Source organism: Aquimarina macrocephali, from assembly GCF_051627225.1.
GTDB classification, from domain to species: domain Bacteria; phylum Bacteroidota; class Bacteroidia; order Flavobacteriales; family Flavobacteriaceae; genus Aquimarina; species Aquimarina macrocephali.
Genome location: NZ_CP151795.1, coordinates 906,379 through 929,384, shown reverse-complemented (window position 1 = coordinate 929,384; position 23,006 = coordinate 906,379). Strand labels below are relative to the sequence as shown.

The window sequence follows — 23,006 nt, the reverse complement described above, 5'->3', positions numbered from 1 at the left end:
TTTTAAGGAACTAAAATTACTGCTTTTTCTTCATCACTAAAAGCTTTCGATTGCAAAATATACTCACCGATATGCTTTTTTAAAATTTTGGGTTTTATAGTCTTGTATTGTTTAAGCAGAAATAATTTGTCTTCTTTTATATTGGATTTATATTTTAGCAATTTAGGAGTATTTTCTTGTATTCCTATACGTATAAAACGAGGTTCGATAGCATTTGGTGATTTTTCTATAGCAAATTCTATATATGTAACTCCTTCTATAAACAACCGTCTTTTTTCTTTTATACTTTTTTCATATTTGGCTTGCAATGTGATAGCAGCTCCTTTATAAGCCACTAAAACAATATTATCTTCTTTATTTACCGATGCAAGTTGCTCATTAAGTGCAGCTACTTTTGTCTTGTCATGAGCAGCTTCTTTATACGCGATTCTAATGGTATCCAGATCTATCGATAGAATGGTAAGAGATAATGATATGAAAACAATTAAAAATTTCACACGGTTAGGTTTTGGTAATTATTTGATAATATATTAATTATAAAATTGAGAATGAGCGTAGTCACCACATTCTTTCATTAAAAATTAAAAATATTTTTAATGTTCGTTTTATATTTAAATTTACTTTGTCTTAAAATTAGCAGTTAATTTTAAAGCAACTGTATCTTCAAATGTAGTTACATTTTTTACTTTATAAGTATCATCTGTCTTGGTAATATCTAAAGTTAAAACTAAATCTGGGTTTTTTTCCGGATTTATGATGGCCATGAATTTGATATTACTAGAGGATTGCATAAATAGTTTTTTATCTACAATACCTTCTGTTAATTCTTTTATGATTTGCATCATACAAACACCTGGTGTTACAGGATTCCCTGGGAAATGCCCTTTGAAAATTTTATGGTTTTTGTTGATGGTAATAGTTGCTGTCGACATATTTTCAACAGTCTCTAATGTATTTGCGGTGTAAAAATCTTTTAGTAACATAAGTAATTAGAAATTAAATCTATACGATAGGCCAATTTGAAAAACACGATTAAATTGATTTTTTTCTTCGTATATCGATTGTGTTGAAAAATCATGGAAATCACCAGAAAATACATCTAGTGTACCATGCTTATATCTAGCTTCTATACCAATTCCGTTTTTAAATTCGTAACCAAGACCAGCAGCAATAGAAAGATCTACAAAGGTAATATCATTACCTTCTTCTCTGTTTACAAGACTTACTGGGGTGTCATCAAAATCAAAATCAAGACTTGGTGCAATTATTAAATGTAATCCTGTATTTCTAACGAAAAATTTATTGGTGGCAGATATTGAAACGTAATGGATTTCGAGATCATCTCCATTTGAAAATTTGTTATTACCACCTTGATTAGAATATCCCACTTCGGGTTGAAGAGCATATAGCTCTGAAAATCTAATATTTAAAAAAGCTCCTATATAAATACCTGCTTTAGTTTCTAAATTGGCATTTGAAAGATCCGAAATGTTAGCTCCGCCTCTTAATCCAAAAGATGTCTTGCTTTGTGCAGAAACCGTCCCAAAAACACCAAGAAAGGTTATGACTAATAAAAGATTTCTCATTTTTGAATTGATTTTAAATTAATTTTAAGCTTTAAATTCTTATGCTCAATCGTAATTAGATTTGCAATAGTATCACTAATTTCTGAAAATGTAAAAACTACTTTTTCTTTTCTATTTCCAGTCCTTACAATTTTATTTATTTCATTATTTGTATTGTAATAATAATGTTTGTCATTATTAATTTCAGTTTCAAAAACGACATCGTTTTGGTATGAGAACGTATTTAAAAGCACAGGAGTTTCTTCAATCAATGCTTTAAAATCTTTTTTCAAAATGTTTATTAAAATCTTTTTATTAAAATCTTCTAAGATGTAATTTACTGTAAAGCCTTCATTAATAAATGAGAAGTCAAAAATTTTATTTCCCATTTCTGTAGTAAAGACAATGCGATGATTTTTATCTTCAATTTTTTTTACAATAAAAATCCCACCAAAATGTTTTTTGTAAACTTCAATATTTGCCTTATACACATAGTCTTGTGCCTTATCTGAAAAATATAAATTTCTTATTTCTATATCAGATGTTTCTCTTTTGATGAAATTGTTTTTCTTTGGATAGGAAGCACATCCTATACATATAAAACAAAAACTAATGAGCAAATATCTCATCTGCCAAAGGGGTGTTTAAGACTCTATTGCTAAATACTATTCTCGTATAATCGTTTGAAGGCTCTATCATTTTTACTTCAACAACATCACCTTTGGAGTTAAATATAATATGAAATGCTTTAATGAATTTTTCGAATTTTTTGTCTTTGGGATTAAAATGTACTTCGCTATTACTTTGGTTTTTATAATAACTAATACTAAACTCATCATCATTAAACATATCTCCTTTTACACTATTAATAATAAGTTTGTTCAATTGCTTAAACTGCTCGCTAGACCCAATATCAATGTTACTTTTATTGCCTTCATCATTAATGTATAGTGTCTTGTTTTTAAATAACACAGAATATTTAAAAGGTTTTACATATTCCCATTTTACAACATCTGGTGTTTTAAAAGCAAGTTTTCCTGTTGTGATAATATCATTCGATAAAAAATCCAGGTGTTTGTATTGTATAAAATCACTTGAAATAGTTTTTGTTGTAGTAGCAAGAGCTTTTACTTTTGTTTTTAAGGCATCAGCTTCTATAGTACTCATTTTAGTTTGAGCAGATAGAGTAGTGGCTATAAATAATATTAAATAAACAATTTTAGGCATATGCTTTTATCTTAAATAAAGAATCTATTGTAACCGATTCTATATTTTGTTGTTGTAAAAATAACAATAACTGTTCCAAAACAATAATTGTTTTTGAACTTGTATCATGAAGTAAAATGACATCACCTTTGGATAGTTTTTTTGTTATTCGTTTTAGTACTTTATCCGAACTTCTGGATGTTGTATCCAGGGACCTGACATTCCATCCAATAGGTTGTAATTCTGTGACTTTTAATGCTCTTTTAATTCTTGGATTTGTTACACCAAAAGCAGGTCTGTATAGCCGCATAGCTAACCCGGTTACTTCTTTTGCTATGGCATTGGTTTGTTGTAATTCTGAAATTACCTCTTCTGTTTTTAAAAAACCAAAAGAGTTAGGGTGTGAATACGTATGATTACCAATAACATGGCCTTGTTTGATACTTTCTTTAACCAATTCGGGATACATCTCAATGTGTTTGCCAATGCAAAAAAAAGTAGCTTTTGCATTATACTGTTTTAAGAGTTGTAAGACTTGCGGTGTGAATTCGGGATTTGGTCCATCATCAAAAGTAATGGCAATTTGATTATTTTTTATATCTCTATTTACATTAAGAGAAGTAAAATGATAGTTCCATTGTATAAGCCCAGAACCAGCCATAGTAATAATTAACCATATAAATGCTAATAAGAAATAAGACCATACCGGTATTTCTAATGAGTAATTGGTTATGTGTAAAACCAAAAAAGCGAGTGCTGTTATTCTATTGACGTATTTAAAATTTAGCATTTACGCAGTAAAGTGAAGCTATGATTCTCTCCTCGATATTGATTGTATAATAAAATAGTAGTAAAGTTTGATGTTGATTTTTTGTTTAACCTAACTACTTCTGGTAACTCTTGTGTTTTTAAAATTTTTGAAGCCAACCATACTCCAAAAGACGATGCGGTATTAAATTCACCACATAAATGTTTGTAATATATCTGTTGTGTCTCTTTGAATAGATTTAAACTTAACTCATTGTAAAATGTATCGTATTTTACATCTCCGTTATTTCCTAATACAATAGCATCTATATCATCAATAGCTAAGTCATTATCCTTTAAAAATAGTTGAGCTGTATGAGAGACTTCCGTTTCTGATAATGTATTATAAGTTTGTACTGCTATAACTTCGGCATAGCTCGAATCTTGTTTTTTATTTGATACTACAAAGAAATTTGCACCTTCTCCAAATATTGCACCTTCTGTTTTAGAATCTAATACCTTAGTAGATTCGGTTTTTTCTAATTTAATGTGATTAATAAGTTTGTGAATGGTAATTGTATGATCACCATGTTCATCAACACCTCCGATTAAAATAGTATCGGCCTCATTATTTTCTAATTGTAATTGGGCATCTAATAATGTCGATTCAAAAGATACACTTGCATGTACATATGTAAAATTGTAGCCTTTACATTGAAGCCCTAAAGCGATTTGCCCACCAACTGTATTATGAGTTGATTGTATAAATGAAGTAGGGGTGAGGTATTGTTCGTCATTATCTATAATTGCACTAACAAATTTCTCTGAATCTCTAACACATCCCATTCCTGTTCCTGTAATAATGGCATCAACATTTTCTATGTTTGCGTCTTTCAATGCAATTCTGGATGCAACAACTCCCATTTTAATGCCTTTTGCCATTCTACGTGCTGCAGCAGGTGGGATATACTCTTTATAATTAGGGTTAACCACAGAAATCACATTATCTGTATAGGTGAGGATTTCTTTCAAAAACTCAGTATTGTCAAAAGTTTTTTGAGATGAAATAGATCCGACACCGGTTATATAGACTGCACTCATATCTCTTTAATTAAACAGTTTTTGCATATAGGTATTAACCTTTGTTTACAATTTTGCTATTGTTCTTTTGAAAAAATTACTGTAGAACAATTACCTCCGAAACCTAAGGAATTAGACAACACGGTGTGCAATTCTTTTTCTTTGAGCTCTAATTGTGGTGTAATATCAAACTCTTTCATCTGAGTTTTAAAATTGAGATTAGGATAGATGATATTATGTTGAAGGGCTAATACGGCATAAACAGCCTCGATAGCTCCTGCTGCAGCCAAAGTATGTCCTGTATACGCTTTTGTAGAGCTAAAATCGGGAATTTCTTCACCAAAAACTCTTAGAATAGCACGCCCTTCAGATAGGTCATTATTTCCTGTTGCTGTTCCGTGCGCATTAATATAATCAATATCATTTGCTGTGTATGCTGCAACTTTTAAAGCTTTTTGCATTGCTAAAGTAGCTCCGTCTCCATTTTCTGAAGATGCTGTTTGATGATAGGCATCATTTGCATTGCCATATCCTTTAACATATCCCAATACTTCTTTTTTTTCTGCAGCAATCACTTCATCAGATTCTAGTACTAAGAAAGCGGCAGCTTCACCTAAATTTAAACCTTTTCTATTTTCATCAAAAGGAGTATTGTAGGTATCAGATAAGATCATTAGGGTTTTAAATCCATTAATGGTGAACTTAGATAAACAATCTGCACCACCAACAATAACTCTGTCTAGTTTTCCTGATTTAATCAATCGGGCACCGAACATTATGGCATTTGCAGCAGAAGAACAAGCTGTACTTATTGTAGTTACCAGGCTTTTTTTGATTCCTAACTGCTCTGCGATTTTTTGAGTAGAATCTCCGGCATGGTGACCTTCGATATATTTTTGGGTGCTTTTATTTTCAAGATAATCATAATAGTAAGTTTCTGTCATATCCATCCCACCAACACTGGTCGCCGAAACTAATCCTGTCTTATGGGTGTTGATATCAGAGATTCCAGCATCTTGTATTGCTTGCTTAGCAGCAATAGCACCTAATAAAGCTGTTCTTGAGTAATTATTATCAGGAGTTAGACCTAATTGTTGTTCTAACTCCAGATTTGTAGATGCGATTTCACCAACCATAATATCGTCTTTATGAATGGTATTAATTTTGGAAACCCTGGAGATTCCTTTTTTACCATTAATAAGCGATTGGTAATTTTCTGTGACATCGTTTCCAATAGCAGAAATTATTCCCATTCCGGTTATAGCAACACCTTTACTCATTTAAATACAACTAAAATTTATTTTGTTCTATGCTCAGAAATATATTTTGCCATTACTTCTATAGATGCAAAAATTTCACGCCCTTCTTTAGGATCGGTTAATTTAATACCATAGTTTTTATCTAGCATTACGATTAACTCTAATGCATCAATTGAGTCTAAACCTAAACCATCACCAAAAAGAATATCGTCATCAGCAATATCTTCAACAGCAATATCTTCAAGATTTAATTGCTCAATAATGTTTTCCTTTAGTTCTTGTTTTAAAACCTCCATATTATGTATTATATAAATTTACTATATTTTGTTTAGTATGTGTTGTGGTTCCTTCTTTAGAAACCAAGTATAAAAATGCGTCATATGCCACCCCATCAAATTCTACCCAGCCACAAAGGGCTTCATCAGCTTTATTTGCTAATAAAAGACTATTTGTATAGTCTGATAAATATTCAGCATTAAAGCTGTCAAAGATAAAAAAACTATTTTCAGAATGAAGTTTATATTTTATACTAATCTCACCAATACAAATATTGGGTAATGTATAAACAAAAACGGCAGGACTTGGATAGTAATTGTCTTTATTTTGGATAGATTCCTGATGTTTTTCATCGGTATCTAAACTGGATGATTTATTTGAAAATACAATAGCAATGTTATTTTCGTCTTCTATATTTAATTTTTCTTTTTGTAGGATAAGATCTGATGCCAAAAATGCAAGTTTACTTAACCCATCCATTTTAAAGAATTTAGGATATTTAATATCAAAACTTCTATAAGCTGCTTTAATAAATTCTAAAAAATCTAAAGCACCTTTATCGTCATATATAACAGATCCGTTTAAAGAGACTTTATTATCTTTTATGTGACAGAATGATTTTATATAAAATCCAGACTCCATAAATCGATTACTTTTTTTTGCAGACAAACATGGTATGGTATTCTCCCACAACCAAATCTTCTTTTATTATTAATCCTGCCTGATCAATTAATTTTGTAAAAACAGTAGCAGGATACATTTTACTATTTCCATTTGCCAATACTGTAAAGTATAATGATGTAGCTTCTAGGATAAACTTGGCATTATCAAATTTTTGTCTGTCTGTAAAAGTTTCCATGATTAATAACTCAGTCGTATCATCCATAGAATTAACACAGGTTTTTAAAACTTTAAGGATTTCTTTTTCAGAAAAACAATCTAGAAATTGACTCATCCAAATCGTATCTACTCCATCATTAGGAATTTGTGGGTTTTCTGATAACCAATCTATTTCATGACCAGAAACTCGTTTTTCAAACCCTTTGTTTTTTACATTAGCTAGTGCTTTGTTTAATTGACCGGGTAAGTCGATCATTTTTATAGAAACTGTTTCACTAAATTCGCAACTACTTATAGCAAATTTACCCGTGTTGGCTCCAATATCAAATATAGTTTTTGGGTTAGTTCTAAAAACAATTTTTAAAGCATCTTGAAATACGTCATCAGAATAATGGTGATCAAATTCAAACCAGGATTTTTGTATTTCGGGATCTAATTGTGATAAGCCTTCATATATGGTATCCCAATTTCCTAATTCTTTTAAGCCTTCGGGTTTTCCTTCTTTAATAGAATCGTTTAAATGATATAACCCTTTATAGCAGACGTCATTTGTGAAATTAATATTAACATCAACCGTTTTATTATACGTCAAAAAATAACCAATTGTAGTAATCTCATATTTGTCATCACTATTTTTACTAACAATATTTGAGCTTTCGGCGATTTCTAATAAAACACCAATGCCATATATGCTAATAGATAATTCTTTAGAAATATCTTCTATAGAAATTCCTCCGTTTTTTCTTCTATCAAAAATAAGATTTAGAACTCCCAGTTTTCTTAGTGAAACTGTGGCTTGAAAAACAAAAGGTGCAAAAGCTATTTTTTGAGCTTCCTGAATTGCGTCTATAGCTTTTATTGTTTGGATTGGCATGTCTTTATAGAATAAATTATTTTACTTTTTGAAATATAACTGCGGTATTACAACCTCCGAATCCGGAGGCGGTTTTTAGAAAAATATGTAATTGTTTTGGGGTGGTTTTTGTGATAATATTTAAAGGTTTTGATGTCCCCGGTTCTTTAAAACCTAATGAGGTGTATAGAGTATTCTTTTCTAATGAATACATCCCAACAATAGTCTCAACTAATCCTGAAGCTCCTAATGTATGTCCAAAATAGCCTTTTAAACTATTTAATGGTACTTTGTTTAAATTAAGTCTGTCAAATGCAATCGATTCTGTTTCATCATTAAACAGTGTTGCTGTTCCATGGGCCGAAATGTAATCAATATCGTTATGGGTGACATTCCCTTCTTTGAAAGCAGATTGTACACTTCGAAATAAACCTTCACCAGTTCGGGAAGGTCCCGAAATATGATTAGCATCGTTACAAGAACCTTCACCCAAAATAGCAACCGCTTCTTTTGGTAGCCCTTTTTTATTATTAGTAACTAAAATACTGGCAGCTACTTCTCCTATATTAACCCCTGTTCTATTTTTATCATAAGGTTTACAGGGTTCGTTACTTAACGCTTGAAATGAATTAAAACCAGTTATTATAAATTCACTTACCATATCTCCGCTAACAATAAAAACATCATCATAGGTACCATGGTTAATGTAGCGTTTTGCAATTGCAATAGATAAAATTCCAGAAACACATGCATTAGAAACAACAATAGCATCATTTTTAAATCCTAATGTTTCTTGGACCACTTTTCCTAAGGAGCTTAAATAAGCTCGTTCTTTTAGGAATTCATTGTTTTTATTTAAGGCATCAATATTACCTTTGGTAGTAGATATAATAAGTCCAACACGATTTGTTAAGGGTATTTTAGATGCTTTAATAACTTTGCTTAACGAAGAAATCATCATCTGTTCTAAACGTGTGAACTGCCCTTCATTATTTAATTGTTTAAAATCGGTATATAAATCTTCTGTATTTATTATTGAAGAATAAAATGGATCAGGCAACAGATCTTTATTATCGATAAGTCGTAAGCCCGAATTCTCGTTATGAATATTCTGTACAACAGTTTGGCTGTCAAAGCCAAGCGATGATATTATATTATTATATGAAGCGTAAATCTTACTCATCCAATTTTATAAGGCCTTCTTTTTGTTTCCATTTGATGAAGAAAGATGGAATTGTTAGTGATAAATCACCACTTCCTGTATCTCCAACAAATACCTGTACGGTTTCTCCTGTGCAGACTAATTTATGATTTTGGTTATAAATTTCATATCTAAAAATCATTTTAGCAGCTGGACTATCTACATAAATTGTTTTTATGGTAGCAATATCTCCATATCGTAAAGGTAGCTTGTGTTCTGTACTAGATTTTACGATTGGCGTAGCATAACCAAATTTTTTTTGATCTAAATAAGAAATACCATGATGTCTTCCAAAAGCTTCCCTACCATCTTCAAAATATTGAATATAATTACCATGCCAGACAATTCCTAAGGGGTCAGTTTCTACAAAACGTACTCTAACCTGGCTGGTGAAACTTATCTCTTTGTTATTTTTAGACTGCATTTTTCTTTTCATTATAAACAATAGAAATTAAAGCTGTTATTATAAAAAATAATAAAAGTAATATTATTTCTGGAACAAGTTCTATAAAGCTGGCATTTCGCAAAAATACATCATAGAAGGCATTTAAGCCCCAATTCATTGGTGAAATATTTGATAACAGTTGCATGAATTTTGGCATTACAAAAACAGGTACCCAAACACCTCCCAAAGCAGCTAGAATAACCACAAAGGTTGCCCCAAATGGAGCAGATTGTTCTTGCGTTTTTGCAACCGTTCCTAACAATAATCCTAATCCTATCGCGGCTAAACCTGCAAAAAAAGCAACAATAAACAGATTAAATATTCTTCCCGACACGTCTAATGTTGGTAAACCTAATTTAGGAAATAAAAACACTCCTATTGCTAGCATTAAAGTAAATTGTATGAGACAAACAGCCAAATAGACGACTGTTTTCCCCCCTAATACTATTGCATAGGATACAGGGTTTGTTCTTAATCGTACAAAAGTTCCTTGATTTTTTTCTTTTACAATATTTATAGATAAAGGTACTATAATAAAAAAGATGGCAAATAAAGTCCAGGCTGGTACATTGTGCTGCGCCGAATTGGGTATGATCTCTTTGTCTCCTTGTTTTGGGACTATTTCTTTAAAACTGATGAAATTATCAGTTTCAAAAATAACCTCGGTATCATCTTCTGATACTTGTTCATGAAATGCCTTGTATATAGATTGTGTTTCTATTTTAGAAATCATCTTATCGATACCATTTTTTACAGAACTTTTAAAGGTAAGTTGAGTTGCAGGATCAAAATATAATCTAACCTCTTTGCTTAAAATAGTTTCTTCTGGTTGAACTTCTTTTTCTTCTTCTTCCAAACCAAATTTTGATAAAATCCCTTCTACATTCTGATTGACTTTTTTGTCTAAATCCGATGATAATTTTTCTGGAATGATGATCGCTAATTGATAATTTCCTTTAAATACCAGGTCTCTGGCTTCTTGTTCTTTATCTTTTTGAATGACCTCAAAAGTATTGGACGCTGTTAAGCTACTAATTATAGTCTCAGAAACACGACCATTATCATTATTTACAAGAAGTATAGGAATCTTGGTATCGCTAATCGTTTTAAAGCTACTGTCTTGAATTATTGTTATCGTGATGATTAGTACGATAGGCATTATGAATAAAATTGCAATGCCTCCAATATCCCTAGTGAGTAATAAAAATTCTTTATATGTAGAAGCCCATAATTTATGCATGATCTCTTAAGGCTTTCCCGGTTAAGGCTAAAAATACATCTTCAAGGTTATTTGCATTTTTTTGATTAGAAATTAATTCTTGTGGTTGTCCTTGAGATATTATTTTTCCATGATCTATGATAGCTACTCTGGTACAAAAATCTTCAGCTTCATTTAAATGATGTGATGTATAAATAATAGTAGTTCCTTTTTTATTTAAGAGTTGCAAGTATTTAATAATTACATTTTTAGATTGTACATCCACCCCAACAGTTGGTTCGTCTAAGAATAATACTTTGGGCTCGTGCAATATACTAGCGATTAAATTAATACGACGTTTCATCCCTCCAGAAAACGTACTCACTTTTTTATTAGCAAACTTAGACAGACCTAATGTTTCAATTGCCTGGCTTATTTTGGATTTTAATAACTGTCCTTTTAAACCATACATACTACCAAAATAGGTAAGGTTTTCATTCGCAGTTAATGCCGGATATAAAGCATATTCTTGTGGTACAATACCAATGAGTTGTTTTAATTGATTGGGATTTTTATAGGTTAAACCATCTATAGTAAATGATCCTGATGTAGGTTTTATTAAAGAACATAACAACGAAATTAATGTAGTCTTTCCTGCGCCATTTGGACCAAGTAGTCCAAAAATTTCTTTTTCATCGATAAACAAATCTAAATCTGATACAGAATATGCTTCTGCACCTTTATATTTTTTAGATAATTGTTCAATTTTAATCATGCTTTATTTTACTATTAAATAGCTTTCTTTAGTTTTTTAAAGAAAACTTCTTCTCGATTTGCTATATCATCTAATTGCGAAGCAACATCGTTATATGCATCATTTTTTGCACTTCGGTTTTTGTATATACGAGAAGCATCTAAAGCAAAATCTCTCCACGAATCACCAATTGCAGTCATTTCTGTAGATAACTCGATTAATGTATCATTCTTTAATACTTTACCTGCCTCCTGTAAGAATGCAGCATAGATATATCTAAATCCACCACCTCCGGTTCCTATTTCTTCTTGCATCCTAACTACTTGTCCTAAATAATGATTGGCCACTTTTGTGCCTTTCTTCTTCGGCCATTTACGAATTAATTTAGCAACTGTTCGAATTCCTTTAACTCCAACGATAGGTACAGGTGCAAGCATTTCTCTACAGGTTTGTTTAATTCCTCGAACTATGGCTTTTTCTAAATTCAACTCTTTAGGAAAATCGATAGGATAATACATATGCCCTTTAGGAGCGAAAGCACCTTTGGCAAAACGTACTTTTTCCAGTTCTTTTGCTGTTAAAGTTGTGACGGTCTCCATTACGGGGTCGCTAATTAAGTACGAATCTTCTTTTTTTCCGTAAACAACTAAGTTATGAGCATTAAAATGAAAACGGTATTCGTCGGGAAAATATACTAGATTATATACCCCAACTTGAAGCCCTACAGGGTTGTTTTTGTTAAGGTTTTCGTCTAAACGTGCCTTAGCATTTTGAGGGTTTTTAAATTTTTCTCGTTTTATTTTTATTCCAACTCTTTTTGCAAATCGTTTAAAAATAAAGCCAGGCATTGCTCTATATGTAAGAGCAGGAGCATGGTTTACCATTAAAAACGGTATGTAGCAAAACAATAGGCCTGATCCGATACCAAAGACCATAGGTTCACTAACATTGAAGCCATTATGCTTCATTAAATTAGACACAACACCATTTTCGCAGTGTGCAGATTGATGGTGTGTAAAATTAATTTCCATGTTCAATGTGTTTTAATTGATCTACGGTGATTTCGAAAATGTCAGCGTATTTTTGTAATATTTTTTGTGATAGTTTATGAAACACTTTTGGTTTAAAGTGCCTTTTAACCCGCCATTTCCATAGACCAACATAACTAGCTAAAATAGTAATGTCCATTTTATGTAGTTCCATATAATATTCTATGGGGCTTGTCTGATTATTTAAAACTTTAATTTTTGCTTTTTCTACACGCTCGTTTATTTCCTGTAGCGCATTGTTTAATGCAATGGTCTTAGGAGTCCATCCACTGCTGCCTGCAGTTGTATACTCTCCATTTTCATTAACGGCATAGCATAATTCTTTAAATTTTGCAGACTTTAAGCTGCCTTTATCTTGTGGAATGTCACTTTTTTTCATAGTACACCTATTTCATTTCCTGAATAAATAAATTCATTTCACAAGATAATAATTCTTTATCTGCTTCATGGATAGTGCACTCTAATGTACACATGCTGTATTGTTCGGTGTCAAATCGGGATTTTAAAACAGCCTTAGAAACTATTGTCTCCCCTATACTGGGGCAGCTATGCACTACGACTTTTTTTATTGCACTAATAAAACCAATAAGTTTTGTGCCTTCACCTTCGAGGTCATCTTCTTCAAAATAACTTTTGCCAACGATTGAAGAGCAGGTTTGAGCAGCATTTTCTACCATACCAATTTCACTGAAAATAGTATCGTTAACAAAAATACAATCTGGTTTTATATCAAAAGAGGTTGCTACATGTTCATCATCAATAGATAGCACTTTGTCTACCATTAAAAATGGTGCTCGATGTGGCAGGAATTTAGCGATATCTAATGTTTTGACTTTATCCATTAACTAGCAATAACTGTTTTCATTTGTCCAGAAGCGATCACTTCTTTTTTGGCGTTAAATACTTCAATTTTAACCATAGTAACTCCCATAAATTCATGTAAGATTTCGGCTTCGGTAGTTATAGTCTCATTTAATTTGGGAAGATAAAAAACTTCTACTTTTTTTATTGATCCTATATAGCCTGTGGGAGCGGGTTCGTCTCTAAGAAAATAATCATAACCTGTGTGTAATGCTACAGTTTGTGCCATATTTTCTATAATTCCTGGTTCTAAAAATAGATTGTCTTTTAGAAAAAGGTTGTTTTCTGTGATTTTGAAAGAGGACGCAACACTTGTCTCAGAAAAACCTAACAAAGTATCTACCATTTCGAAAGGCTCTTTTTGAGGTATTAAGTGTTTAATATTTGTAATAGGAAAATTTGTATTTTTCATTTTAGCAAACAGTTAAAAGTGCCACCGAATATGAAAAACGGGAGCTTTCTGGTACAGAAAGTAAAATTTTATTTCCTTTTTTTAATTTTCCAGTATTCACTAATTCTTCTAGCATAATATAAATAGAACCAGCACCAACATTTCCTACCTTACTTAAATTGATAAACCAATTTTCCCAAGGTATTTCTACACCGTTATCTTTCATAGCTTCATATAAGGCGTCTTTAAAATAGTATGAAGAAATGTGTGGTAAATAATACGTGATGTCTTCTGGGTTAATATCATGTTTGTCAAATACTTTAACTAAGGTTTCTACAGCCTTTGTTAGAATGTTTTCTGATAGTAATTTAACATCTTGCTTTATCGCGAATAATGATTTTTGTGCCCATTCTTCTGATGGGTATTCGCTCCATGGTTTGAGTTCTCCATTGTCTAGTTTATCTCCTCCTGCATACATGCATGCTTCTATTTCATGAGCATAAGAATACGCATCCATCCATTCAATTTTTAAAGGAAGATGACCATTAGGTTTATCTTCTAAAAGAAAAGCTCCGGCACCATCAGATAACATCCAGCGTAAGAAATCCTTATTAAAAGCTAGGATTGGTGTTTCTTCTAACTTTTTTAAATGCTCTATTTCATTTTTAAAAACATCTGATTTCATCCACGAAGATGCACGCTCAGATCCTGTGCAAACTGCATTAGTATTTTGCCCTGATTTGATTGCAAGGTAACCAAATTTTAAAGCACTCATACCAGAACAACAGGCTCCCGAAGGGGAATTAATTTCTACATTTCCATTTTTTAAAAACCCGTGAACCATAGCGGCATGTGATGGTAATATTTGATCAGGACTACCTGTACCACAAGATAATAATTCAATGTTTTCTGTAGTAAAACTTTCATCACACAAAAGCTCTACAGCTTCTTTAGTAAGCTGAGCATTATTATGTGTTATATTTCCATCATTATCAATCGCATAATATCTGGTTTTTATTTGATTATTTCGTAAAACAATTCTTCGGCCTTTTGATACTTTTCCATCTAGAATGCCCAATCTCTCTTCCATCTGATCATTATCGATCGGGTCGTTAGGTAAAAACTTTGATATTCTGGTAATGTATACGTCTTTCATTAATTATTTTTTGTATCAACAGATGAATAATATTTTTTTTCTCTGCTAATTTTTTTATACATAAAAATATAAGCAGTCAAAAATACAATAAAAACTAGTGGTGCTATAATCCAAATAGCAAATAACAAGTAATAATTAAAAAAAATAAGGAGATTTTCACGTCCAGTCTTACTTGTTTTTCCTTTTTTGTAAGCTAAGTTGGCTAGTTTTGAAAATATAATATTGCCTCGCTTATCTACAATAACTAGAAACGGTTTGATTTTTACCGCACCTAATTGTACCAATTTTTTTTGTAATCCTGAAAAATTACTAGCAAGTAATGCATCCTTTATGGAAGGAGTGAATTTTGCTACATTCTTTATGTCTTTATCAGAAACCCCTGGTTTAGGGAAAAAACCTAAAAATCGACTTTTTTTTCCTTTAAACATCCAGTGCTTTATGGTTAATACACTTATGTGATTAATGTGTCTATCTACTAAGGCAATATTCCCTACTAGTTTTGCATTACAAGATGCTAAAAGAATTTTCATTTTTTCTTGCGCTTGAATCCACAAATTTCTACATCCGATTACTGTAATCACAGGTGTGTTATCCAATATTTTTTTAGCACTTTCTGACTTTAAAAAAGAATTGGTAGGGATAGAAGGTGTTAGATACCAGATTTGATAGCCAAGTATCACTAAATCGTATTTTTGATTTGTTATTTCTGAAGGAATTGGTTTGATTTTTTCTGGTATCTGAAGAAATGCTTCTGGGAAAACACCAAAAAAAGCTTTTTTATTCCATGGAAAAGGATAAGGTTTTTCCATTTCAATTCTATGATGTGTTACCTTTATTTCTTCAGAAGAAGCCATAGGAGAAACTATGTTTTTAACAATTTCTGACAATTGTCCGGACTGCGAATAATGGATTACTAAAACATGTTTCATTTTATTTGTTGTTTCCATTCCAAAAGTCGAAATAGTTAAACCATTGTAATGGATATTTATCTAACATCCATTTTACACTTTCTGTATATTCTTTTAGTAGTTCTTTGGCATCTCTATGTTTTGCTTTGGCCTTTCTTGCATAAAGGTGGTAATGAGTATTTGTTTCTTTCATTACATATACAAAAAGTACAGGTACTTTTAATCTAGAGGCTAACATAAAAGGCCCAGAAGGAAACTTGGCTTCTTGTCCTAATAAATCTTGTGTTAAATATTTAGAACCTTCTAGATAACGATCTCCTGTAATACATACGATTTCATTTCTAGCCAAAGCGGCGTTAATTTGAAAAATATGAGAAAGATCTTCTTTGATGAAAATAAATTTAATATTAGATTTTGAAGTAACGCTATCAAGGTAATTCTTAATTGCAGTATGCTCTATGTCTGTGGTTAAAAGACTAATTGCGGCATTTTCCTCAAGCTCACCAAAAAAATGCTCAGCAATCTCAAAATTACCAAGATGAGCACTAATAAGAATACCTCCTTTTTTTTCCTTTAAGGTTTCATTTATTAGTTCTACACCATCAAACTCGTACGTAAATTTATTTCTAAGACCCGATGATATGGCAACTTTGTCTATAATAGTCTGGCCAAAAACATAATAGCTTTGGAATATCTTTAAAAAACTTTTAAATCTAGGGTATTTAAGTCTCTTGTTTAAATAGTAATATATAGATCTACTACTAGATAAGGCAAAAAAACAAAAATATATAGCAACAAAGTATAAAATAAAATAGGCAGAGCCTAAGCCAACTTTTTTAATAAAGAAAACAAATATTTTATACCCAAGTACTGTACCTCTGGACTTTCCTTTCCATTCAGTAGTCATATATGTTTATAGCGATTTTATTTTATTTTCTATAAGGTCATAAAAATTTTGAAGTGTTACAACATTGATAAAATCTTCGCCTATTAATTTTACACCAAAATTGGATTCTACAGCTACTACAAGATCGACAAAATCTAAGCTATCTAGCTCAAGAGTTTCTTTTAAGTTTGCTTCTGGTGAAATATTTTCCCCTTCTACTTCAAACTCATCAATAAGAAAGTCGTTTATCTTTTCAATAATAACTTCTTTATCCATATTCTATTTATTAAATTTTTTTATTATTAACGCGGAATTTGTTCCCCCAAATCCAAAAGAATTAGACAAAAATACATCAATTTTTTTATCTAGGGTTTTATTAACCAAATTTAGTTTAGCAGCATCTTCATCTGGATGCTCCAAATTTATATTTGGTGCAATAAAAGAATGTTGCATCATGAGCATAGAATAGATCACTTCACTAGCTCCTGCCATCCAGCATTCATGGCCTGTCATAGATTTTGTAGAACTCACATGAGGTCCGTTTTCTCCAAAAACATTAAAGATAGCTTTTGCTTCATTAGCATCTCCAACAGGAGTTGAGGTTGCATGAGCATTTACATAATCTATGGCCGATGTTTGGATATTTGCTTGTTGGAGCGCTTTTTTCATAGCTCTGGATGGACCATCAACATTAGGAGTAGAAATATGTTCACCGTTTGAAGAAAATCCATATCCTATAATTTCTCCCAGAATTGTTGCTCCTCTTTTGATTGCAGATTCATAACTCTCTACAATAAGAGTAGCAGATCCACCACTGGGTACCAATCCATCTCGATTAGTATCAAATGGGCGAGAAGCTTTTTCTGGATGTTCTGTATTTGTAGAGAATACTCCTAAGCCATCAAAACTTCCCATGGCAAGCTGGTTTATTTCTTGAGCTCCTCCACAAACAATACAATCTTGTAATCCTGTTTTTATAAACTGATATGCCATTCCGATAGCATGGGACCCACTGGCACAAGCTGCGCTAATCGTAAAGTTGATCCCTCTAAGTTTAAAAATTGTAGAAAGATTCATAGTTACAGAAGAGTTCATCCCTCTAAAAATAGCTCCAGAACCTACTAATGTGGTGTCTTTTTTTTCTCTGATCTTTTCTACAGATTCAATAACCGACTGTGCGGTACTATCATTGCCATAAAGTATGCCCACCTCGTTTTGATCAAGGAAAGATTGATCTATATTTGCATTTTTTAAAGCTTCGAGTGTTGCTATATATGCATATGTTCCTTCTTGCCCTAAACTAATACGTTGTCTTCGGGAAAGTAATTTATTTAATTCTGGTTCTGCTACCATTCCTGTTAAACAAGAACGATATCCAAACTCTTTTCTTTTTTCATCAAAAACAATTCCAGATGTTCCGTTGTATAATGATGTTTTTACTTCTTCTAGGTTTTTACCAATACAAGAATATATACCCATTCCTGTGATTACAACTCTTCTCATATATTCTAAATTAATTTACGAGTAAATTCCACCATTTATATTAATCACTTCACCAGTAATGTATGAAGCTTTCTTGGAGGCTAAAAACGACACGATATGCGCTACTTCTTCAGCTTCTCCAAATCTATTGGCTGGAATTAATTTTTTAAGTTCTTTTTCGTCCAACTCATTGGTCATGTCAGTTTTAATAAACCCCGGAGCAACAGCATTTACTGTGATATTTCTTTTTGCTATTTCTTGTGCCAGAGCTTTAGTAGCACCAATTATAGCACCTTTGGCAGCAGAATAGTTAGTTTGCCCAGCTGTTCCTTTAACTCCAGATACAGAAGCAATATTTATGACTCTACCGTATCTGTTTCGTAGTAATTTTTGAATTAAATGATTTGTTACATTATAAAAACCATCAAGAGAAGTATTAATAACATTTTGCCAATCATTCTGGGTCATCCACATAAATAAGTTGTCCTTCGTGATTCCTGCATTATTTACGATGACTTCAATAATAGCATCTTTATTATTCTCTTGCCAGGTGTCTAACTTAGTTTTTACCTGATCAGCATCAACTACATTAAATTGAATAATTTCTGCAGTTCCGCCATTAGTTTCTATTTCTGTAAGAGTTTGCTTTGCAGCAGTTTCGTTACTATTGTAATTAATTAATATATGATAGTCGGTATCTTTAGCGAGTTGTATGCAAATTGCTTTTCCAATTCCTCTTGAGCCACCTGTTATTAAAGCACACTTCATTTATTTTAGATATCGTTTTTTGGGTAAGATGTAATAGTTATTTCAATCGATTAAGGATTAAGATTAATAGTTTTATTAATTAAATAACTCTAAGTTTTCAAACCACATGTTTTTAAGTATTTCTCCTTTAGTGTTTAGAAAACACCAAGATTTTTTTTGTTTAACTCTTGCTAAGCCATTTACAAACCCTTTTTGCGCATTTTTTTTGAAAATAGAAAAACCACCAGCTGTAATTTCATATTTCTCTTCTATGACAAGTTCTCCTTTTGTATTTATAAATCCCCAAAGTTTTTTAGATTTAACAGGTGCTAACCCATCTTTACTAAATATTTCTGCGTCTCTAAATTTAAAAGGAATTACAGTTTCGCCACTAGTATTAATATATCCCCATTTACCATCTTTAAGCACAGGTGCTAACCCGTTATTAAAAGCTCTTACCTTATCGTAGGTGGGTTCAACTATCCATTCTCCATTTTTATTGATAAAACCAATTTTATCATTTTTTTTAGCGTAAGTGTATTCTCCATTTACAGAGAAATCCCAGATTTTTTGAGCTCCTGATATTTCTTTAAACTCTCCGTTAATAATCAATCCATGTCTAAGACCTTGGGTAGCTACAATTGTGTTATGATATACATTACTAACGCCATCATATGTTGTTTTTACAAAATAACTACCAGAAGGATCTATTAATCCCCATTTTTCATCTTCTCTTACTTTGGCATATCCATTTTCAAAATTGAACGCTTTCGAAAATTTTGGAGTTACTGTAGTCTCTCCTTTTGTGTTGATAAAGCCTATTTTATCCCCTTTTCTTAGGATAGCAAAACCGTCTTTAAAATCATAAATTTTATCAGAATCAATATTGGTAAGAGTTTTCTCCCCTTTGGTGTTGATATAAAACCATTCTTTGTTTTTCAAAACAACTGCTATACCAGAATTGAAAGCTTTAACTTTATCGAAACCAGGCTCTATAGCCCATTCTCCCTTTCTATTTATAAATCCCCAAAGTTTACCTTTTCTTGCGGCAGCTAGATCTTCAGAAAAGTTTTTTGCAACGTCAAATGTTGCAGGTATTTTCCAATCACCTGATTTTGTAAGATAACCAAATTTACCTTCGAATTTTGCTAATGCTAGTTCTTGGGCAGATCCTGCCAGCAAACAAAAAGAAAATACAAAAATTAAAAAATGTTTAGTTTTCATCACGCTTCTATGGTTTCATTATTTATAATAAAATCTTTTACTTGATTCACATAGGGGTACATAACAACATCTTCTGTAAATATAGGAACTATATTTCGTATGGCATCATACATTTTTATTGGTGTCATTATGTTTATCTCTATTAGCAATAATTTCTTATCTATATTTATTTACTGAACAGTTCTGCATTAACATACCATCGATCTCCCAAAACGTCTCCTTTTTTATTAAGGAATCCCCATTTTTTTTTGTATTTAACTCTTACAGCACCATTAACAAATCCTTTAGCCAAAAAATCCTTTAATCTTTTAGCATTAATGAGTATGGTTGGGGCAAGATCATATTTAGCAGGTATTACAAGGTTTCCTTTAGTATCTATAAACCCCCATTTCCCTACTTGAACCTTAGCTAATCCGTTATTTCCAAAGAAACCCGCATTAAGATAAGTGAATGGTATTGGCTCTTCTCCTTTCTCATTCACATATCCCCATTTAAAACCATTATTTACTGGAGCAAATCCTTTATAAAATGGTTTGACAGTTCTATATTTTGGTTCTATAATCCATTCTCCTTTTGTGTTGATAAATCCGTATTTCCCTCCTTTTTTTGCAAAAGCTAAATCGGAATGATCATAAAAACTTCCAATTTCTTTGACTTTTGGTACAGGTATAAAAGAGTTATCAATTATAATTCCCCAACCGTTTTTCATTTTTGCAGAAACTCCTTTGGCACTATAATGTCCTAATACTTTATATTGTAAGGGGATAATTATTTCCCCTTTTTTATCAATCATTCCCCAATGCTTCCCATTATTCACTCTGGCATACCCATTTACAAAAGTACGTATTATGTTATATTCGGGCTCTATAATCAATTTGCCGGCACTATCTAATAATCCTATTTTTTTGCCTTTTTGAAAAAACGCTACTCCGTCATCATTAAAGTCATAATATTTATCTGGAACGGGACAATCCAAAACTTCATTAGAGCTGTTAATATAACTCCATTCATTTTTTTGAAGAACCAATGCCCATCCAGAGTAAAAATCTTTTACTCTATCGTACTTTGGTTCTATAATCCATTCTCCTTTGGTATTTATAAATCCCCATTTCCCGTTTTTAAGAACTCCTGCATAACCATTATGAAAACTTCTAGCTTCTTTAAATTGAGGTTGAATCGTATATTCGCCCATGAGGTTAATATAACCCCATAATCTATTTTCTCTAACTAAAGCGAGCTCTTGACCGTATAGAAATATGGTTTGAATAAAAGCAAGAATGATTAAAAGTATTCTCATTTTCATTATGCTTCTTTGGCTTCATTATTTATAATAAAATCTTTTACTTGATTCACATAGGGGTACATAACAACATCTTCTGTAAAGATAGGAACTATATTTCGTATGGCATCATACATCTTTTTTGTATTCGTGGAAACCTGATCTTTCACCTCTAAATACTCTATTGCCTGAACAACGGTTATTAGTTCTATAGCAACAACTTCAAAAGCATTTTCTATAACTTTTTTTGTGATCAAGGCAGCATTTGTTCCCATGCTTACAATATCTTGATTGTCATTGTTGTTAGGGATACTATGCACATACATAGGATTTGATAGCATTTGGTTTTCTGCAGTAGTAGATGTCGCTGTAAATTGAACTCCTTGCATTCCAAAGTTTAAACCTAGTTTGGCAAGGTTTACAAAAGGAGGAAGTATGTCGTTTAATTTAGAGTTTAATAAGTAATTTAATTGACGTTCTGCTAGCATTGATAATTTGGTAACTACAATTTTTAATTTATCCATTTCTAAAGAAACATAATCCCCATGAAAATTACCTCCATGGTATACGTGTTTTTTCTTAACATCTATAATAGGATTGTCATTAGCAGAGTTAACTTCTTCTATTAGAATTTTTTCAATATTGTTTAAGGTATCTAAGACCGGACCCAATATTTGAGGAACACAACGCAATGAATAATATTCTTGAACCTTCTCTTTAAATACAGTTACTTCAGTTTGATCGGTATATAAATACTCTTCTCTTTTTCTGATTAAAGAACTACTTTCTAAATGCTCCCGCATCTGTTTAGCAATTTGTTGTTGTCCAACATGTTTTTTTGCATGGTTTAATTCTTGTGATAAATGATCATCATATGCTTCTACAATTTCATTTATTGCACATGAAGCAGTAATCATCCAGTTTAATAACCTTCTTGTGTAAATAGTATTCACTAGTCCCACTCCAGTCATTACAGATGTTCCGTTCATTAAGCCAAGTCCTTCTCGTAAAGCAATCGTAATGGGACTGATATTTTCTTGTTCAAAAACTTCTTTAGTGTTTTTTTGTTCTCCTTCATGAAATACTTCTCCTTCGCCAATAAGAGTTAAGGCTAAATGTGCTAATTGAACCAAATCTCCACTAGCACCAACACCACCATGTTCATAAATAAGAGGAGTAATATCTTTATTGATCAAAGAAGTCATAACATCTATAACAGACTTATGAACACCAGAATATCCTAGGCACAGGGTGTTTAAACGCGCTAACATAGCTGCTTTTACATACATGGGAGGAATTGGATTTCCTGTTCCCGAAGCATGACTTCTTATTAAATTGTATTGTAGTTGATTTCTCTCTTTATCGTTTATTTTGTATTGCGCCATTGGCCCAAAACCAGTATTTACACCATAAATGATTTTATTTTCAGAAAATTCTTTTAAAAAATTAAAACTTTCTTCTACAGTTGCTAGAACACTTTCGTCTATTGCAATCGATTCTTCTTTAAATATAATGTCAAAAAAGTCCTGTATTTCTATTTTCCCTTTTAGTGTTAGCATCTATATTTTGCTCAAAATTTTAATGAATAATATTTTAATA

29 protein-coding genes are annotated in these 23,006 nt (G+C 31.7%); all 29 read right to left on the bottom strand.

From position 1 onward, the window contains the following. Positions 1-2 precede the first annotated feature (2 nt). Positions 3-497, bottom strand: a complete 495-nt coding sequence (locus AAFU52_RS04250; protein ID WP_024771977.1) for a hypothetical protein — start codon at positions 495-497, stop codon at positions 3-5. A 120-nt stretch (positions 498-617) separates the two neighbouring features. Further along, positions 618-983, bottom strand: coding sequence for a 3-hydroxyacyl-ACP dehydratase (locus AAFU52_RS04245; RefSeq protein WP_024771978.1), 366 nt, complete (start codon positions 981-983; stop codon positions 618-620). Positions 984-989: 6 nt separating this feature from the next. Beyond that, positions 990-1,586 (bottom strand): porin family protein, encoded by a 597-nt coding sequence (locus AAFU52_RS04240; protein WP_024771979.1) that lies wholly within the window; start codon positions 1,584-1,586, stop codon positions 990-992. Then, positions 1,583-2,194: a hypothetical protein gene (locus AAFU52_RS04235; RefSeq protein ID WP_438425634.1), complete on the bottom strand. Its 612-nt coding sequence runs from the start codon at positions 2,192-2,194 to the stop codon at positions 1,583-1,585. The genes AAFU52_RS04240 and AAFU52_RS04235 overlap by 4 nt, the downstream gene beginning before the upstream one ends. Then, on the bottom strand, positions 2,175-2,792 hold the full coding sequence (locus tag AAFU52_RS04230) for a LolA family protein (RefSeq protein WP_438425633.1): 618 nt from the start codon (positions 2,790-2,792) through the stop codon (positions 2,175-2,177). Before AAFU52_RS04230 ends, AAFU52_RS04235 begins: the two co-directional genes overlap by 20 nt. Then, complete coding sequence (locus tag AAFU52_RS04225; protein WP_024771982.1) at positions 2,785-3,561, bottom strand: polysaccharide deacetylase family protein; 777 nt, start codon at positions 3,559-3,561, stop codon at positions 2,785-2,787. The genes AAFU52_RS04230 and AAFU52_RS04225 overlap by 8 nt, the downstream gene beginning before the upstream one ends. Continuing rightward, the gene (locus tag AAFU52_RS04220) at positions 3,555-4,619 is read right to left on the bottom strand and encodes a beta-ketoacyl synthase N-terminal-like domain-containing protein (protein WP_024771983.1); all 1,065 of its coding nucleotides are present in this window, start codon (positions 4,617-4,619) and stop codon (positions 3,555-3,557) included. The genes AAFU52_RS04225 and AAFU52_RS04220 overlap by 7 nt, the downstream gene beginning before the upstream one ends. A 56-nt stretch (positions 4,620-4,675) precedes the next feature. Then, complete coding sequence (locus tag AAFU52_RS04215; protein ID WP_438425632.1) at positions 4,676-5,878, bottom strand: beta-ketoacyl-[acyl-carrier-protein] synthase family protein; 1,203 nt, start codon at positions 5,876-5,878, stop codon at positions 4,676-4,678. 17 nt (positions 5,879-5,895) lie between these two features. Then, entirely contained in the window at positions 5,896-6,153 is a 258-nt protein-coding gene (locus AAFU52_RS04210; protein ID WP_024771985.1) for a phosphopantetheine-binding protein, read from the bottom strand. Position 6,154: 1 nt separating this feature from the next. Continuing rightward, the gene (locus tag AAFU52_RS04205; RefSeq protein WP_024771986.1) at positions 6,155-6,775 is read right to left on the bottom strand and encodes a 3-oxoacyl-ACP synthase; all 621 of its coding nucleotides are present in this window, start codon (positions 6,773-6,775) and stop codon (positions 6,155-6,157) included. A 7-nt stretch (positions 6,776-6,782) separates the two neighbouring features. Further along, the gene (locus AAFU52_RS04200; protein ID WP_024771987.1) at positions 6,783-7,847 is read right to left on the bottom strand and encodes a methyltransferase; all 1,065 of its coding nucleotides are present in this window, start codon (positions 7,845-7,847) and stop codon (positions 6,783-6,785) included. Positions 7,848-7,863: 16 nt separating this feature from the next. Continuing rightward, a complete protein-coding gene (locus AAFU52_RS04195; RefSeq protein WP_438425631.1) occupies positions 7,864-9,009 on the bottom strand; it encodes a beta-ketoacyl synthase N-terminal-like domain-containing protein in 1,146 nt (381 codons plus the stop codon). Further along, a complete protein-coding gene (locus AAFU52_RS04190) occupies positions 9,002-9,463 on the bottom strand; it encodes an acyl-CoA thioesterase (protein ID WP_438425630.1) in 462 nt (153 codons plus the stop codon). The genes AAFU52_RS04195 and AAFU52_RS04190 overlap by 8 nt, the downstream gene beginning before the upstream one ends. Further along, the gene (locus AAFU52_RS04185) at positions 9,441-10,712 is read right to left on the bottom strand and encodes an ABC transporter permease (RefSeq protein WP_438425629.1); all 1,272 of its coding nucleotides are present in this window, start codon (positions 10,710-10,712) and stop codon (positions 9,441-9,443) included. Before AAFU52_RS04185 ends, AAFU52_RS04190 begins: the two co-directional genes overlap by 23 nt. Beyond that, the gene (locus tag AAFU52_RS04180; protein ID WP_438425628.1) at positions 10,705-11,445 is read right to left on the bottom strand and encodes an ABC transporter ATP-binding protein; all 741 of its coding nucleotides are present in this window, start codon (positions 11,443-11,445) and stop codon (positions 10,705-10,707) included. The genes AAFU52_RS04185 and AAFU52_RS04180 overlap by 8 nt, the downstream gene beginning before the upstream one ends. A 14-nt stretch (positions 11,446-11,459) precedes the next feature. Then, on the bottom strand, positions 11,460-12,455 hold the full coding sequence (locus AAFU52_RS04175; RefSeq protein WP_438425627.1) for a BtrH N-terminal domain-containing protein: 996 nt from the start codon (positions 12,453-12,455) through the stop codon (positions 11,460-11,462). Next, complete coding sequence (locus tag AAFU52_RS04170) at positions 12,445-12,852, bottom strand: hypothetical protein (RefSeq protein ID WP_024771993.1); 408 nt, start codon at positions 12,850-12,852, stop codon at positions 12,445-12,447. The genes AAFU52_RS04175 and AAFU52_RS04170 overlap by 11 nt, the downstream gene beginning before the upstream one ends. A gap of 7 nt (positions 12,853-12,859) precedes the next feature. Then, positions 12,860-13,315, bottom strand: a complete 456-nt coding sequence (locus AAFU52_RS04165) for an ABC transporter permease (RefSeq protein WP_024771994.1) — start codon at positions 13,313-13,315, stop codon at positions 12,860-12,862. After that, entirely contained in the window at positions 13,315-13,746 is a 432-nt protein-coding gene (locus AAFU52_RS04160) for a hypothetical protein (protein ID WP_024771995.1), read from the bottom strand. Before AAFU52_RS04160 ends, AAFU52_RS04165 begins: the two co-directional genes overlap by 1 nt. A gap of 1 nt (position 13,747) precedes the next feature. Further along, entirely contained in the window at positions 13,748-14,881 is a 1,134-nt protein-coding gene (locus tag AAFU52_RS04155) for a beta-ketoacyl-ACP synthase III (RefSeq protein ID WP_024771996.1), read from the bottom strand. Further along, on the bottom strand, positions 14,881-15,810 hold the full coding sequence (locus tag AAFU52_RS04150) for a hypothetical protein (RefSeq protein ID WP_024771997.1): 930 nt from the start codon (positions 15,808-15,810) through the stop codon (positions 14,881-14,883). The genes AAFU52_RS04155 and AAFU52_RS04150 overlap by 1 nt, the downstream gene beginning before the upstream one ends. A 1-nt stretch (position 15,811) precedes the next feature. Continuing rightward, positions 15,812-16,696 (bottom strand): LpxL/LpxP family acyltransferase, encoded by an 885-nt coding sequence (locus tag AAFU52_RS04145; protein ID WP_024771998.1) that lies wholly within the window; start codon positions 16,694-16,696, stop codon positions 15,812-15,814. Between the two features lie 6 nt (positions 16,697-16,702). Next, the gene (locus AAFU52_RS04140; protein ID WP_024771999.1) at positions 16,703-16,951 is read right to left on the bottom strand and encodes a phosphopantetheine-binding protein; all 249 of its coding nucleotides are present in this window, start codon (positions 16,949-16,951) and stop codon (positions 16,703-16,705) included. A gap of 3 nt (positions 16,952-16,954) precedes the next feature. Continuing rightward, on the bottom strand, positions 16,955-18,178 hold the full coding sequence (locus AAFU52_RS04135) for a beta-ketoacyl-[acyl-carrier-protein] synthase family protein (RefSeq protein WP_024772000.1): 1,224 nt from the start codon (positions 18,176-18,178) through the stop codon (positions 16,955-16,957). A 15-nt stretch (positions 18,179-18,193) separates the two neighbouring features. Then, the gene (gene fabG, locus AAFU52_RS04130) at positions 18,194-18,925 is read right to left on the bottom strand and encodes a 3-oxoacyl-ACP reductase FabG (RefSeq protein WP_024772001.1); all 732 of its coding nucleotides are present in this window, start codon (positions 18,923-18,925) and stop codon (positions 18,194-18,196) included. Between the two features lie 75 nt (positions 18,926-19,000). Next, positions 19,001-20,128: a WG repeat-containing protein gene (locus AAFU52_RS04125; RefSeq protein ID WP_024772002.1), complete on the bottom strand. Its 1,128-nt coding sequence runs from the start codon at positions 20,126-20,128 to the stop codon at positions 19,001-19,003. Next, complete coding sequence (locus AAFU52_RS04120; protein ID WP_262482458.1) at positions 20,128-20,256, bottom strand: hypothetical protein; 129 nt, start codon at positions 20,254-20,256, stop codon at positions 20,128-20,130. The genes AAFU52_RS04125 and AAFU52_RS04120 overlap by 1 nt, the downstream gene beginning before the upstream one ends. A 38-nt stretch (positions 20,257-20,294) precedes the next feature. Continuing rightward, complete coding sequence (locus AAFU52_RS04115) at positions 20,295-21,425, bottom strand: WG repeat-containing protein (RefSeq protein WP_241461438.1); 1,131 nt, start codon at positions 21,423-21,425, stop codon at positions 20,295-20,297. A gap of 5 nt (positions 21,426-21,430) precedes the next feature. Beyond that, positions 21,431-22,966 (bottom strand): HAL/PAL/TAL family ammonia-lyase, encoded by a 1,536-nt coding sequence (locus AAFU52_RS04110; RefSeq protein ID WP_024772004.1) that lies wholly within the window; start codon positions 22,964-22,966, stop codon positions 21,431-21,433. Between the last annotated feature and the right edge of the window lie 40 nt (positions 22,967-23,006).

Bases quoted from the DNA above. Each gene is read 5' to 3' on its own strand.
- AAFU52_RS04200 (WP_024771987.1), bottom strand. From the start codon at position 7,847: ATGCCAATCCAAACAATAAAAGCTATAGACGCAATTCAGGAAGCTCAA.
- AAFU52_RS04150 (WP_024771997.1), bottom strand. From the start codon at position 15,810: ATGAAACATGTTTTAGTAATCCATTATTCGCAGTCCGGACAATTGTCA.
- AAFU52_RS04230 (WP_438425633.1), bottom strand. From the start codon at position 2,792: ATGCCTAAAATTGTTTATTTAATATTATTTATAGCCACTACTCTATCT.
- AAFU52_RS04205 (WP_024771986.1), bottom strand. From the start codon at position 6,775: ATGGAGTCTGGATTTTATATAAAATCATTCTGTCACATAAAAGATAAT.
- fabG (WP_024772001.1), bottom strand. From the start codon at position 18,925: ATGAAGTGTGCTTTAATAACAGGTGGCTCAAGAGGAATTGGAAAAGCA.
- AAFU52_RS04185 (WP_438425629.1), bottom strand. From the start codon at position 10,712: ATGCATAAATTATGGGCTTCTACATATAAAGAATTTTTATTACTCACT.
- AAFU52_RS04240 (WP_024771979.1), bottom strand. From the start codon at position 1,586: ATGAGAAATCTTTTATTAGTCATAACCTTTCTTGGTGTTTTTGGGACG.
- AAFU52_RS04180 (WP_438425628.1), bottom strand. From the start codon at position 11,445: ATGATTAAAATTGAACAATTATCTAAAAAATATAAAGGTGCAGAAGCA.
- AAFU52_RS04110 (WP_024772004.1), bottom strand. From the start codon at position 22,966: ATGCTAACACTAAAAGGGAAAATAGAAATACAGGACTTTTTTGACATT.
- AAFU52_RS04195 (WP_438425631.1), bottom strand. From the start codon at position 9,009: ATGAGTAAGATTTACGCTTCATATAATAATATAATATCATCGCTTGGC.
- AAFU52_RS04190 (WP_438425630.1), bottom strand. From the start codon at position 9,463: ATGAAAAGAAAAATGCAGTCTAAAAATAACAAAGAGATAAGTTTCACC.
- AAFU52_RS04125 (WP_024772002.1), bottom strand. From the start codon at position 20,128: ATGAAAACTAAACATTTTTTAATTTTTGTATTTTCTTTTTGTTTGCTG.
- AAFU52_RS04165 (WP_024771994.1), bottom strand. From the start codon at position 13,315: ATGGATAAAGTCAAAACATTAGATATCGCTAAATTCCTGCCACATCGA.
- AAFU52_RS04145 (WP_024771998.1), bottom strand. From the start codon at position 16,696: ATGACTACTGAATGGAAAGGAAAGTCCAGAGGTACAGTACTTGGGTAT.
- AAFU52_RS04135 (WP_024772000.1), bottom strand. From the start codon at position 18,178: ATGAGAAGAGTTGTAATCACAGGAATGGGTATATATTCTTGTATTGGT.
- AAFU52_RS04155 (WP_024771996.1), bottom strand. From the start codon at position 14,881: ATGAAAGACGTATACATTACCAGAATATCAAAGTTTTTACCTAACGAC.
- AAFU52_RS04140 (WP_024771999.1), bottom strand. From the start codon at position 16,951: ATGGATAAAGAAGTTATTATTGAAAAGATAAACGACTTTCTTATTGAT.
- AAFU52_RS04115 (WP_241461438.1), bottom strand. From the start codon at position 21,425: ATGAGAATACTTTTAATCATTCTTGCTTTTATTCAAACCATATTTCTA.
- AAFU52_RS04175 (WP_438425627.1), bottom strand. From the start codon at position 12,455: ATGGAAATTAATTTTACACACCATCAATCTGCACACTGCGAAAATGGT.
- AAFU52_RS04170 (WP_024771993.1), bottom strand. From the start codon at position 12,852: ATGAAAAAAAGTGACATTCCACAAGATAAAGGCAGCTTAAAGTCTGCA.
- AAFU52_RS04215 (WP_438425632.1), bottom strand. From the start codon at position 5,878: ATGAGTAAAGGTGTTGCTATAACCGGAATGGGAATAATTTCTGCTATT.
- AAFU52_RS04160 (WP_024771995.1), bottom strand. From the start codon at position 13,746: ATGAAAAATACAAATTTTCCTATTACAAATATTAAACACTTAATACCT.
- AAFU52_RS04225 (WP_024771982.1), bottom strand. From the start codon at position 3,561: ATGCTAAATTTTAAATACGTCAATAGAATAACAGCACTCGCTTTTTTG.
- AAFU52_RS04210 (WP_024771985.1), bottom strand. From the start codon at position 6,153: ATGGAGGTTTTAAAACAAGAACTAAAGGAAAACATTATTGAGCAATTA.
- AAFU52_RS04235 (WP_438425634.1), bottom strand. From the start codon at position 2,194: ATGAGATATTTGCTCATTAGTTTTTGTTTTATATGTATAGGATGTGCT.
- AAFU52_RS04245 (WP_024771978.1), bottom strand. From the start codon at position 983: ATGTTACTAAAAGATTTTTACACCGCAAATACATTAGAGACTGTTGAA.
- AAFU52_RS04220 (WP_024771983.1), bottom strand. From the start codon at position 4,619: ATGAGTGCAGTCTATATAACCGGTGTCGGATCTATTTCATCTCAAAAA.
- AAFU52_RS04120 (WP_262482458.1), bottom strand. From the start codon at position 20,256: ATGACACCAATAAAAATGTATGATGCCATACGAAATATAGTTCCTATA.